This window comes from Pseudoduganella plicata (genome assembly GCF_004421005.1).
Taxonomy (GTDB): domain Bacteria; phylum Pseudomonadota; class Gammaproteobacteria; order Burkholderiales; family Burkholderiaceae_D; genus Rugamonas; species Rugamonas plicata.
On record NZ_CP038026.1, the window covers coordinates 5,317,447 to 5,330,471 of the forward strand.

The following is a 13,025-nucleotide window of genomic DNA, read 5'->3' on the forward strand; positions in this document are numbered from 1 at the left end:
TAAACGTGTCGCCCACATCACCAAATCGCCGCAGTGCCTCATCGCAGTGTGCTACCACGTAGCGGCTTACGCATGTCCTGGATATGCCCTTTTTCCACTAGGAGAAAACATGAATGATTCAATAGCAGGTGCCGGTTCCCCGGCCGCGTCAATAGTGGCGGCGCCGTTTTCTGCCGGAACGCAGCCTGAATTTTTCCGCAATCGAATTTCCGCAATCATAGGTTAAACGGATGAGTTACATCGAAATCCTGGAGAAACAGTACTACAAGTACCGCAAGTACATCCCCGCTCGCATACTGTATCACCCGGAATATTTCCGGGTAATGAAGCTGCTCGACGCTAGTCCCGAGGTGATCCAGGCCGCCGCCGATGCCCAGCTGCGCCATATCCTGACGACCGCCTGCACGCACGTGCCGTACTACCGCAGCACGATGAAGCTGAGTGCGGCTGAACTGGCCAACGAGCCGCCGCGCGAACTGCTGCAGCGCTTCCCGTTCCTGACGAAGGCGGAAATCATGAGCCGTCAGCGTGATTTCCTCGACGAGCGCCTCAATCCGCGCTTCCTGAACTATAAGACCAGCGGCGGTTCGTCGGGGCAGGGGATCGGCATGTGGCGCAACAAACGTCTGGCTGACATCGAAAAAGCGTTCCTGACGCACGAGTGGGGCAAGGCCGGTTTCACATTCGACAAGAGCATTTACCTGCGCCTCGGTGCCGACGCGCGCCGGCTGGCGCACGAAGAGCCGTCGCGCGTGATCGGCAACCGGCTGATGCTGTCGCCGTACCATGTGGAACCAAAACACCGCGACCACATCGTGCGTGCCCTGAATACCGTCAAGCCGAAATACGTGCATGCATACCCGAGTTCGGCGGCAGCGCTGGCCGAAATCATCCGCGACAGCGACCTGGACTTCCGCGTCACGGAAGTGGTCCTGACGTCCGAACCTGTCACGATGCAACAGCTGGTGGCGGTCGACGGGCTGTTCCATGCACCGATATCGATCGCCTACGGGCTGTCCGAGCGCACCAATCTGGCGTGGCGCAGGTATGAGTCCGGCCAATATTCGCCGTACCGCTTCGTGCCGCTGTACGGAGTTACGGAAAACCGTATCGAAGGCAATGCGGCCGAGATCGTCGGCACGTCCCTCTGGAATGACGTGATGCCGCTGATCCGCTATCGCACCAACGATTTCGGTCGCGTCGACAGCAACGGCGTTTGCGAAGACATCGACGGTCGCGAACAGGAGTTCCTGATCGACCGGACGGGCAACCGCATCCCGGGGCTGTCCATCATCATCGACGAGGTGACATGGGACTTCGTGCGGCTGTACCAGATCCGCCAGCAGCGTCCCGGTGCCATCCGTCTCGTGGTGGTGGGCAAACACGGTCCGCTGAGCAGCGAGCAGAAGGACTTCGTGCTGGGCGCCCAGATCAAGCGCTGGGGTTCCTTCTTCGACATCGATCTCGAGGAAGCGGACGACATTCCGCTGGCACCGAACGGCAAGCGCAGGCTCGTTGAAACCCGAGGCCGCATTGCGGCTTGAGTCCTGAGCGGCGGCCGGCCCGGCGCAATCGCTGCGTCACTATTACCCGCCAAAACACTTGAATACCCGCAGCGACAGGCGCCTGGCCAGGCGCCTGTCGCTGCGGCACTGTAACTGATGAGCACACTGGCCTGGAAGATGAACCGCATGAAGCTGATGACGGCACCGGAGATCCTCTGGCGCGTCCGTCAGCTTGCGCAAAAGAAGGCAAGCAAGCTCGGCATCGGGCTGGCAGCCAGGGCGCCCGCGCCGGATCTGCATGCCACGGGCGCGACGTTCATCGCCGCGCCGGCTGCCGGCGTCGATGTTGCCGCCCTGCGCGAAGCGGCCGACCAGGTGCTGGCCGGCCGCTGGAACGTGTTTGCCATGCGCGGCATGAACATGGGCTTCCCGCCGCAGTGGAACCGCGACCCGAAGACGGGCACGAAGGCGCCGATGAAACTAGGCAAGGCCATCGACTACCGGCGCGAGTCGGTCGTCGGCGATATCAAGTATCTGTGGGAGCCAGGCCGTCACCTGGAACTGGTGACCCTGGCGCTGGCCTGGCGCGCCAGCGGCGAGCAGCGCTACGCGGCCGGCGCCCGGCTGCTGCTGGAATCGTGGTTCGACCAGTGCCCGTACCCGAACGGCGTGCACTGGACCAGTTCGCTGGAACTGGCCGTGCGCCTGCTGAACTGGGCGTTTGCCTGGCAACTGCTGGGCGGCGCCGACAGCGCACTTTTCAAGGGCCAGGAAGGCGCCAGCTTCCAGCGCCGCTGGCTCGACAATATCTACCAGCACTGCCACTTCATCCGCGGCTATTTCTCGCGTCATTCGTCCGCCAACCATCACTTGTTCGGTGAGTACATGGGCCTTTTCGTTGCCAGCTTGCAATGGCCATGCTGGCCGGAAAGCGCGGGCTGGCAGGCGCTGGCCCGGCGTGGCCTGGAAGCGGAAGCGCTGATACAGAATACGGAAGACGGCGTCAACAAGGAGCAGGCCATCTATTGCCAGCACGAAGTGATGGACATGATGCTGCTGTGCCATCACATTGGCAAGGCCAACGGCACCGGTTTCTCCGACGCCTACCTGGAACGCCTGGAGCGCTTGGCCGAGTTTGTCGCCGCGCTGATGGACGCGGACGGCAATGTGCCGATGACGGGCGATGCCGACGACGGGCAGATGGTGCGCCTGGCGTACGAACGCGGCTGGAGCCCGTACCGTTCGCTGCTGGCCAGCTGCGCGCTGCTGTTCAACCGCGGCGATTTCAAGCGCAAGGCGGGTAACCTGGACGACAAGAACCGCTGGCTGTTCGGCGCGATCGGCGGGGCCTGCTGGGAAGCGCTGCCGGCCGCGGAACAAGAGAAGCCCGTGATGGCGTTCCCGCAGGGCGGCTATTATCTGCTGGGCCGCCGCTTCGGCACCGAGCAGGAAGTGCGCATCGTCGTCGACTGCGCGCCGCTGGGCTACCTGTCGATCGCCGCGCACGGCCATGCCGACGCATTGTCGTTCACGCTGTCAGCCGCCGGCGAAGAGCTGCTGACCGATCCGGGAACGTATGCGTATCACACGCAGAAGGCGTGGCGTAACTATTTCCGCAGCACGGCCGCGCACAACACGGTGCAGGTGGACGGCCAGGACCAGTCCGAAATCGGCGGCAATTTCATGTGGCTGAGGAAGGCCAACGCCCGCCTGCGCATCCATGCGCCGGGCGACGCCGTGCAGGTCTTCGAAGGCGAGCAGGACGGTTACCGCCACCTGGCCGACCCGGTACTGCACCGCCGCCGCATCGATTTCGATCCGGTCCGCAACGAGCTCGTCGTACGCGACACGCTCGAGTGCCGCGGCCAGCACGACGTGGCGCTGCACTGGCACTTCGCGGAAACATGCCGCGTCGAAGGCCGTACGCAGACGCTGTACGCGCTGGGCCATCGCAGCCGGCTCGATATGCGCTGCGACTGGGGCGACGGGCCCGAATTGTTGCGCAGCAGCGAAGCGCCGCTGGGCGGCTGGATTTCCCGCCGCTTCGACGAGAAGGAAGGCATCACGACGGCCGTCTGGCGCGGGCGTATCGACGGCACGACGGAAATCGAGACGGTGATCGCGCTCTCGATCGAGCCGACGCGGCACGAAGGGTGACCCCGGCAGCAGTGGGGATACTATCAAAATGTAATTGACATTTTTACATCGCCGACGCTACCCTTGTGCTAGCGAAACTTTTGCCGCGGGCCTTGCAGCCGGGCACATACCTTTGGACTGGCCAGGACCGATGCGGCAATTTCTTTTGCGCTGCCGCAAAAGTTGCGTTGTCTTCGAATTGTAACGCTGTTGTTGTAAAACTTATATTAGAATAGCGGGTGCGCCGGACACTCGACTGTATTTCGGGGACAGCAGGACAGTACAAGACAGTCGAGTCGGGGCATGCGCCAGCATACCTCCGCCACACGACGGGGCCCGTCCCGGGGAGCAGGTATCGGCAGAATTGTTGCGTTGCAGCGAAGCGTTTGCGGCAGCTGGAACTAGGGCTGGCGCCGTCAGGCGGATGTCCGCACGGCAGGAGCGGGGAGCACGCCGTACGCCGTGCGGACGAAATACCAAACATTTAAGGAGCAGTATCTTGAAAATCAGTATCTTTGGCTTGGGCTATGTGGGGGCCGTGTCGGCCGGTTGCCTGGCAACGGACGGACATGACGTCATCGGTGTGGACCCGAACCGCACCAAGGTGGACCTGATCAACCAGGGCACCACCCCCATCATCGAGAAAGACATCGGCGAGATGATTTCCAAGACCGTCAAGGACGGCCTGCTGCGCGCGACCACCGACGTGCGCGATGCCGTCCTGAACAGCGACATGTCGCTGATCTGCGTGGGCACCCCGTCCCAGCTGAACGGCAACCTTGACCTGTCGCACGTGCGCAAGGTGTGCGAACAGATCGGCGAAGCGATCAAGGAAAAAGACAGCTTCCACGTCGTCGTGGCACGCAGCACGATGCTGCCGGGTTCGATGAGCGCCGTCGTCATCCCAACCCTGGAAGCGGCCTCCGGTAAAAAGGCCGGCGTCGACTTCGGTGTCTGCAACAACCCCGAGTTCCTGCGCGAAGGCACCGCCGTCTACGATTACTATCACCCGCCAAAGACCGTCATCGGCGAGACCGACGAGCGGGCAGGCGAGATGCTGGTCAAGCTGTACGAAAAAATGGAAGCGCCGATGGTGCGCACCGACGTGGAAACGGCCGAAATGGTCAAGTACACCGACAACACCTGGCACGCCGTCAAGGTGGCCTTCGCCAACGAGATCGGCAACATCTGCAAGGCCGTGGGCATCGACGGCCACAAGGTCATGGAGATCTTCTGCCAGGATACCAAGCTGAACCTGTCGCCGTACTACATGAAGCCGGGCTTCGCCTTCGGCGGCTCGTGCCTGCCGAAAGACGTGCGCGCGCTGACGTATAAAGCCCGCTCGCTGGACCTGGAACTGCCGCTGCTCGATTCGATCCTGCCATCGAACCGCAAGCAGGTGGAAAAGGGCGTCAAGATGATCGTCGACAAGGGCACCCGCAAGGTCGGCATCCTGGGCTTCTCGTTCAAGGCCGGCACCGACGACCTGCGCGAATCGCCGCTGGTGGACGTGATCGAAACGCTGCTGGGCAAGGGCTACGAGCTGAAGCTCTACGACAAGAACGTCAACCTGGCCGCGCTGACCGGCGCCAACCAGGACTACATCCTGAACCACATTCCGCACATCTCCAAGCTGATGGTGAACTCGATGGAAGAAGTGCTGGCGTTTGCCGACACCATCGTGATCGGCAACGGCGCCGCCGAGTTCAAGCAGGTTCCTGGCCTCCTGAAAGACGGCCAGACGATCGTCGACCTGGTGCGCATCAGCAGCGAGCAGAGCGGAGGCCAGTACGATGGCATTTGCTGGTAAGGCAGGCCACGGCCGCCGCGTCCTGATCCTGGTCGAGAACCTGCCGTCGCCGTTCGACCGGCGCGTGTGGCAGGAAGCCACCACGCTGTTCGCCAACGGCTACCAGGTCTCGATCATCTGCCCGACCGGCAAAGGGCATGAAAGCCGTTACGAGGAAATCGACGGCATTCATATCTACCGCTACAAGCTGCCGCTGGAAGCGGAAGGCGCGAAGGGCTACGCGATCGAATATTCGGCCGCGCTGTTCCACACCTTCCGCCTGGCGTGGAAGGTCAAGCGCGAGCGCGGCTTCGACATCATCCACGCGTGCAATCCGCCCGACCTGCTGTTCCTGATCGGCGGCTTCTTCAAGCTCTTCATGGGCAAGAAGTTCGTGTTCGATCACCACGACATCAATCCGGAGCTGTACGAGGCCAAGTTCGGCCGGCGCGACTTCTTCTACAAGCTGATGGTGCTGTTCGAGCGCTGGTCGTTCAAGACGTCCGACGTGTCGATCGCCACCAACGAATCGTACAAGCGCATCGCGATCACCCGCGGCGGCATGGACCCGGACAAGGTCTACGTCGTGCGCAGCGGCCCGAAACTGGATCGCCTGCGCATCCTGCCGCCGGTCGAAAGCCTCAAGAAAGGCAAGCGCTTCCTGATCGGCTACGTGGGCGTGATGGGCGCGCAGGAAGGCATCGACCTGCTGCTCGAAGCAGCCAGGCACCTGATCGTCGACATGGGGCGCACCGACGTGCACTTCGGTATCGTGGGCGGCGGCACGTCGCTGGACCAGATGAAGGCGCTGGCCGTCAAGATGGGCATCGCCGACTACGTCACGTTCACGGGCCGCGTGCCCGACCAGGACTTGCTGGAAATGTTGAACACGGCGGACGTCTGCGTCAATCCGGACGTGGCCAACGACATGAACGACAAGTCCACGATGAACAAGATCATGGAATACATGGCGCTGGGCAAGCCGATCGTGCAGTTCGACCTTGTGGAAGGCAGGGTATCGGCCCAGGAAGCGTCGCTGTACGCGGTCAAGAACGATCCGGTGGACATGGCGAGGAAGATCGCCGAGCTGCTGGACGATCCGGCGCGCCGCGAGCGCATGGGGGCCTATGGCCGCCATCGCGTCGTCAACGAACTGGAATGGGAATACGAGGCACCGAAACTGCTGGCGGCCTACGAGCGGCTGTATTCGGCCAACGCTCCGCTGCCCGGTGCCGTACCGCCATCATATAAAGGAAGCTGAATGAAAATCCTGGTTACCGGAGGCATGGGCTATATCGGCTCGCACACCGTTGTCGAACTGGCGAAGGCCGGCCACGACGTGGTGGTGGTCGACAATCTGTCGAACGCGGATCCTTCCGTGCGCGAGCGCGTGGCGAGAATCACGGGCAAGTCGTTCGACTTCGTGGAAGCGGACATCCGCGACCGCGCTGCCATGGAAGCGGCGTTTGCCGCCCACAAGGTGGACGCGGTCATCCACTTCGCCGGCCTGAAGGCGGTCGGCGAGTCGGTGGCGCAGCCGCTGCGCTACTACGACAACAACGTCTCGGGCAGCGTCGTGCTGTTCGAGACGATGGCCAAGTTCAACGTCAAGTCGCTCGTGTTCAGTTCCTCGGCGACGGTGTACGGCGACCCGGCCACGGTACCCATCACGGAAGACTTCCCGCTGTCGGCCACGAATCCGTATGGCCGCAGCAAGCTGATGATCGAAGACATCCTGCGCGACTTGTACAAGGCCGACAACACATGGTCGATCGCCCTGCTGCGCTACTTCAATCCGGTCGGCGCGCACGAGAGTGGCCTGATCGGCGAAGCGCCGAACGGCATTCCGAACAACCTGCTGCCGTACGTGGCGCAGGTGGCGGAAGGCCGGCGCGAATTCCTGTCGGTCTACGGCGGCGATTATCCGACGCCCGACGGCACCGGCGTGCGCGATTACATCCACGTCGTCGACCTGGCCATCGGCCACGTCAAGACGCTGGACAAGCTGGCGACAGGGTCTGGTATTTTTACCTACAATCTGGGAACGGGGCGCGGTAACAGCGTCCTGGAAATGGTCCGTGCCTTCGAAGCTGCCAGTGGCAAGAAGGTACCCTACAAGATCGTCGACAGACGACCAGGAGACATTGCGTCCTGCTACGCTGACACGGCACATGCCGAACGCGAGCTGGGTTGGAAAGCACAATATGACATCGCGCGCATGTGCACCGATGCATGGCACTGGCAATCCTCACCGAAATAATTTCCGAAGGGGTTACAGATGAAAGCAATGATCCTCGCAGCCGGCAAAGGCACGCGCGTTCGTCCACTGACCTATGAACTCCCGAAGCCGATGATTCCAATCCTGGGCAAGCCCGTCATGGCTTACCTGGTGGAACACCTGGCCCGCTACGGCGTGACGGAAATCATGGTCAACGTCAGTTATCTGCATGAAAAGATCGAAGAGTACTTCGGCGAAGGGCACCAGTTCGGTGTCCAGATCGGCTACTCGTTCGAAGGCTATACGAATGACGAAGGCGAAGTCGTGCCCGAGCCGCTCGGTTCGGCCGGCGGCATGAAGAAGATCCAGGAATTCGGCGGCTTCTTCGACGAAACGACGATCGTCCTGTGCGGCGACGCGCTGATCGACCTGGACCTGAAATCGGCGCTGTTCGAGCACCGCCGCAAAGGCGCGCTGGCGACCGTCATCACGCGTGAAGTGCCGATGGACAAGGTGTCCAGCTATGGCGTCGTCGTCAGCGACAGCGAAGGCCGCATTACCGAGTTCCAGGAAAAGCCGTCGCCGGAAGAAGCCAAGTCGAACTTCGCCAGCACGGGCATCTACATCTTCGAGCCGGAGGTAATCGACCTGATTCCGTCGGACCGTCCGTTCGACATCGGCTCGGAACTGTTCCCGCTGCTGGCCGAGAAGGGCATGCCGTTCTACAGCCAGACCCGCAAGTTCAACTGGATCGACATCGGCTCCGTCAAGGACTATTGGGAAGTGCTGCAAGGCGTCTTGCTGGGCGAGGTGTCCAACATGGCCGTGCCGGGCATCCAGGTCGACGAAGGCCTGTGGGTCGGCCTGAACACCAGCATCGACTGGAGCGACGGCACGAAGATCGAGGGTCCCGTCTATATCGGTTCGGGCGTGAAAGTCGATGCCGGCGCCACGATCATCGGCCCGACATGGATCGGTCACGGCAGCCATATCTGCGCCGGTGCCACGGTACAACGCAGCGTGTTGTTCGAATATACTCGAGTGTTACCGGATGTTACGCTGGACGAGCTGATCGTCTTCAAAGACTATAGTGTCGACCGGGCCGGTGAAATGAAGCATATTTCGCAGTACGAAGACGGCGAATGGGCGAATGCGCGCGACCGCCGTGCCGGACGCCGCCGCGAGCATGAACCTACAGCTGAATTACATCACTTAGAACAGAAAAAAGCATGAAGATATATCCCGTTATCCTGTCCGGCGGCGCCGGCACCCGCCTGTGGCCCCTGTCGCGCGCGGCCCTGCCGAAGCAATTGCTGCCACTGGTCAACGACAAGACCATGTTGCAGGACACGGCACTGCGCCTGGCTGGCCGCCCGGAGCTGATGCAGCCCCTGATCATCTGTGGCAACGAGCACCGCTTTCTGGTCGCCGAGCAGCTGCGTGAAATCAACGTCAAGCCGCTTGGCATCCTGCTGGAGCCGGAAGGGCGCAACACGGCACCGGCCGTAGCTGCCGCCGCGCATTACCTGAAGGCGGTCGATCCGGAAGCGGTCATGCTGGTGCTGCCGGCCGACCACGTGATCGCCGATGCGCAAGCCTTCTACGGCGCCATCCTGCGAGCCGCCAACCTGGTGCAGCATGGCGCGCTGGCGACGTTCGGCATCGTGCCGACGGCGCCGGAAACGGGCTACGGCTACATCAAGAGCGGCGAGCCGCTGCCGACCGAGGATAACGGATTCAAGGTGGAACGCTTCGTCGAGAAGCCGGACCGTGCGACGGCGGAAAGCTTCGTCGCCGCCGGCAACTACTACTGGAACAGTGGCATGTTCCTGTTCCAGGCCGCCAGCTACCTGAAAGAGCTGGAACAGTATCAGCCAGCCATCGCCACGGCCAGCGGCGAAGCCGTCGCCAAGGGCTACCGCGACCTGGACTTCTGCCGCCTGGACGAAGCGGCATTTGCCGCCAGCCCGTCCGATTCGATCGACTACGCCGTGATGGAACACACCCGTCACGCCGTGGTCGTGCCCGCCTCGATCGGCTGGAGCGACGTCGGTTCGTGGTCCGCGCTGTGGGAAGTGCAGGAACGTAATGCGGACGGCAATGCCTGCCGCGGCGACGTCTACCTGGACGGCGTCAAGAACTCGCTGGTGCGCGCCGAAAGCCGCTGCGTAGCCGTGATCGGCGTGGAGAACGTCGTCATCGTCGAAACCAACGACGCCGTGCTGGTCACCCACAAGGACCAGGTGCAGCGCGTCAAGCAGGTGGTGGAACACCTGAAGTGCCAGGACCGCACGGAACACCTGCACCACACCAAGGTGTACCGTCCGTGGGGCTGCTACGAAGGCATCGACATCGGCGAGCGTTTCCAGGTCAAGCGCATCACGGTCAATCCCGGCGGCAAGCTGTCGCTGCAGATGCACCACCACCGCGCCGAGCACTGGATCGTCGTGTCCGGCACCGCCAAGGTCACCTGCGGCGACAAGGTCGAACTGCTGACCGAAAACGAATCGACGTATATTCCAATCGGCATGAACCACCGGCTGGAAAACCCGGGCAAATTGCCCCTGCACCTGATTGAAGTGCAGTCGGGCAGCTACCTGGGCGAGGACGATATCGTCCGCTTCGAGGACGTTTACCAGCGCGCTTGAGCGTTACCGGCCCCCGGTGCACGCTCTCATGCGTCGCCGGCCGGGATGGCCTGCGCCGTCCTTCGCACACGCCTGTCCCTGCGTCAGGCGTCTCGCTACGGCGCGGCAGCCGGGCATCCGGTGATGTCGAAATAATCATTCTAAATTCGCTGCCTGCCCGTAATTCGCATAGTACAATGCTCAAATGACAACACTGAGCATGTGATGCCTGCGGTGGCCAGTCTGGTGCGGTCATCGATAGCGGGAAGTGAGCTCTGTGTGTGGCTTGACGCCGCCGTGCTGTACGGGGTTTCGTTGCTCCGGGTGCGCCAACTGGCCAGACTCCGCCTGTTTGCAGCGCTCTTCGAATCGGCCACTGTTGGCACTCAGCAAATCAAACGATCTGTCCAGGAAGAAAATATGAAAATCGCAATGTTCAAGACGTCGCAGCACGAGAACGAGCACCGTCTCCCACTTCATCCCCAGCATCTTCCGCTGATTCCTGAAGCGCTGCGCAGGAAACTGGTATTCGAGACGGGGTACGGAAACGACTTCGGCTTTGACGACGAATACTTCCGCCAGCACGGCGTTGAGATGAGCGACTACGCTTCGCTGTTCGGCAAGTGCGAAATTATCGCCATGCCCAAACCGCGTGTCGCCGACCTGGAGCGCATGAAGGAAGGGCAGACGCTGTTCGGCTGGGTACATGCCGTTCAGCAGCGCCCGATCGCGCAGAAAGCAATCGACAAGAAGCTCACGCTGATCGCGTGGGAAGCGATGCATCATTGGAGCTCCGTGGACGAAAAGCAGTTGCACGTCTTCTATACGAACAACGAAATCGCAGGCTACTGCGCAGTGCTGCACAGCCTGCAATTGCTGGGCATTGACGGCTTCTACGGCCCAAGAAGGCGAGTCCTCGTCCTCGGCTACGGCTCGGTCAGCCGGGGCGCCATCCACGCGCTGCACGGCCGCGGTTTCAACAATATCCACGTGTTCACGCAGCGCCCGTCCCACCTGGTCGCGCACAAGAACCCGGACGTCTATTTCGGCCAGTACTTCACCGGTGAAGACGGCAAGCTGATGGTGCGCGATTCGGAAGGCCGCGTGCGGCCGCTGATCGAGGAAATCGCCGAGGCCGACATTATCTGCAACGGCATCCTGCAGGATCCACTCAATCCAGTCATGTTTGTCGAGCCCGAGACCGCGGAACGCCTCAAGCCGCGCTCACTGATCGTCGACATCAGCTGCGATGAAGGCATGGGCTTCCCGTTTGCTCGGCCGACGACGTTCGACGAGCCGACATTCACCGTCAACCGTGGTGTGACCTACTACTCCGTGGATCACACGCCCACCTACCTGTGGAACGCGACGACACGCGAAATTTCGAATTCGGTACTGCAGTATCTGGATGTGCTGTCCGAAGGGCCGGATGCCTGGGAAACCGACAAGACGCTTAGCCGCGCCATCGAAATCAAGGACGGGGTCGTACGCAACCCCGCCATCCTGAAGTTCCAAAACCGCCATGACCAATATCCGCATCCATATCGGACGGAGCTTGGGCTGGGCTGACAGCGAGCTGTATGCCGCTGCCGGGGTATGGCCAGGCGATGACGCTATAATGAAAACGGAAGCGCTGCTTCCGTTTTTTTTGTCCGCATTCTGGAGCCTCGATCTTGCACGCCATTCTCACCGCTTTGCTGCTTGCAGCAGCCAACGCCGCTGCCCAGGGCACGTCCGCCACGCTGCAACCGTCCCAACTGGCCCTGGTCATCAACGACGACGAGCCGAACAGCGTGGAAATCGGCGAGCTGTACCGCTCAGCCCGGAATATTCCGGAAAAGAACGTCGTGCACGTGCGCATCCCGAACCGGCCGCGCAAGCTCGATGCAGAGGGGTTCGCGAAACTGAAGGCCGAGATCGACGCTAAGCTGGGCGCGCACGTGCAGGCCGTGCTGATGGTATGGACAGCCCCGTACGCGGTGGAATGCAATGGCATCACGGCCGCGTACACGCTGGGCTTCGACGCGCAGCAGTGCGTCAAGACGTGTGCGCCCGGCACGCAAAGCGGTTTCTTCAACGCGCCTGCGGCCGTGCAGCCGGCCGACCGGCAGATGCGCCTGTCGATGCTGCTGCCGACCGAGTCGGTGGAGAGCGCGAAGGCGCTGATCGAGCGCGGCAAGGCGAGCGGTTTTCGCATGCCGACGGCCGGCGCGTATTTTCTCGTCACCAGCGAAAGCGCCCGCAACAGCCGGGCCAGGTTCTTCCCGCCGTCCGGCACGGTGCCACAGCGCAAGCTGACGATCCACACGCTGCGCGAGGATGCCATCGAAGGCAAGCGGGACATCATGTTCTACCAGACCGGCAAGGCGCGCGTGGACAAGCTCGATACCCTGGGTTTCCTGCCCGGTGCGCTGGCCGATCACCTGACGTCGTTTGGCGGCGACCTGCTGGGCAACGGCCAGATGAGCAGCCTGAAGTGGCTGGAGGCGGGCGCCACGGCCAGCTACGGCACCGTCAGCGAGCCGTGCAACTACTGGCAGAAGTTTCCCAATCCCAACCTCCTGCTGCGCAGCTACCTGGGCGGCACGACGGCCGTCGAAGCTTACTGGCGCAGTGTGGCGTGGCCCGCGCAGGGCGTGTTTATCGGCGATCCGCTGGCGGCACCGTATAGAAAATAAGTGCGGAAGCGCACCGCAGGCGGGCGGCCGGCACGGTCGTTGCGCCGATGCCGCACCGTTTAGTCCATTCAG

9 protein-coding genes are annotated in these 13,025 nt (G+C 62.1%); all 9 read left to right on the forward strand.

Features of this window, described 5'->3' with window-relative positions:
* The first annotated feature begins 230 nt into the window (after window positions 1-230).
* The 9 genes from E1742_RS23445 (at window position 231) to E1742_RS23485 (ending at window position 12,953) form a co-directional block, all read left to right on the forward strand.
* Window positions 231-1,544, forward strand: a complete 1,314-nt coding sequence (locus tag E1742_RS23445) for a phenylacetate--CoA ligase family protein (RefSeq protein WP_134387488.1) — start codon at window positions 231-233, stop codon at window positions 1,542-1,544.
* Between the two features lie 117 nt (window positions 1,545-1,661).
* A complete protein-coding gene (locus E1742_RS23450; protein WP_134387489.1) occupies window positions 1,662-3,662 on the forward strand; it encodes a heparinase II/III family protein in 2,001 nt (666 codons plus the stop codon).
* Window positions 3,663-4,140: 478 nt separating this feature from the next.
* The gene (locus E1742_RS23455) at window positions 4,141-5,451 is read left to right on the forward strand and encodes a nucleotide sugar dehydrogenase (RefSeq protein WP_134387490.1); all 1,311 of its coding nucleotides are present in this window, start codon (window positions 4,141-4,143) and stop codon (window positions 5,449-5,451) included.
* Window positions 5,435-6,691: a glycosyltransferase family 4 protein gene (locus E1742_RS23460; protein WP_134387491.1), complete on the forward strand. Its 1,257-nt coding sequence runs from the start codon at window positions 5,435-5,437 to the stop codon at window positions 6,689-6,691. The genes E1742_RS23455 and E1742_RS23460 overlap by 17 nt, the downstream gene beginning before the upstream one ends.
* On the forward strand, window positions 6,692-7,690 hold the full coding sequence (galE, locus tag E1742_RS23465) for a UDP-glucose 4-epimerase GalE (protein ID WP_134387492.1): 999 nt from the start codon (window positions 6,692-6,694) through the stop codon (window positions 7,688-7,690).
* An 18-nt stretch (window positions 7,691-7,708) separates the two neighbouring features.
* Window positions 7,709-8,881, forward strand: coding sequence for a nucleotidyltransferase family protein (locus E1742_RS23470; protein ID WP_134387493.1), 1,173 nt, complete (start codon window positions 7,709-7,711; stop codon window positions 8,879-8,881).
* Window positions 8,878-10,296 carry a mannose-1-phosphate guanylyltransferase/mannose-6-phosphate isomerase gene (locus tag E1742_RS23475; protein WP_134387494.1) on the forward strand — a complete coding sequence of 473 codons (1,419 nt, stop codon included), beginning with the start codon at window positions 8,878-8,880 and terminating at the stop codon, window positions 10,294-10,296. Before E1742_RS23470 ends, E1742_RS23475 begins: the two co-directional genes overlap by 4 nt.
* A 258-nt stretch (window positions 10,297-10,554) precedes the next feature.
* Complete coding sequence (locus tag E1742_RS23480; RefSeq protein ID WP_206076704.1) at window positions 10,555-11,844, forward strand: N(5)-(carboxyethyl)ornithine synthase; 1,290 nt, start codon at window positions 10,555-10,557, stop codon at window positions 11,842-11,844.
* Between the two features lie 104 nt (window positions 11,845-11,948).
* Window positions 11,949-12,953: a TIGR03790 family protein gene (locus E1742_RS23485; protein ID WP_307721895.1), complete on the forward strand. Its 1,005-nt coding sequence runs from the start codon at window positions 11,949-11,951 to the stop codon at window positions 12,951-12,953.
* Window positions 12,954-13,025: the final 72 nt, after the last annotated feature.

Bases quoted from the DNA above. Each gene is read 5' to 3' on its own strand.
- E1742_RS23445 (WP_134387488.1), top strand. From the start codon at position 231: ATGAGTTACATCGAAATCCTGGAGAAACAGTACTACAAGTACCGCAAG.
- E1742_RS23450 (WP_134387489.1), top strand. From the start codon at position 1,662: ATGAGCACACTGGCCTGGAAGATGAACCGCATGAAGCTGATGACGGCA.
- E1742_RS23460 (WP_134387491.1), top strand. From the start codon at position 5,435: ATGGCATTTGCTGGTAAGGCAGGCCACGGCCGCCGCGTCCTGATCCTG.
- galE (WP_134387492.1), top strand. From the start codon at position 6,692: ATGAAAATCCTGGTTACCGGAGGCATGGGCTATATCGGCTCGCACACC.
- E1742_RS23470 (WP_134387493.1), top strand. From the start codon at position 7,709: ATGAAAGCAATGATCCTCGCAGCCGGCAAAGGCACGCGCGTTCGTCCA.
- E1742_RS23475 (WP_134387494.1), top strand. From the start codon at position 8,878: ATGAAGATATATCCCGTTATCCTGTCCGGCGGCGCCGGCACCCGCCTG.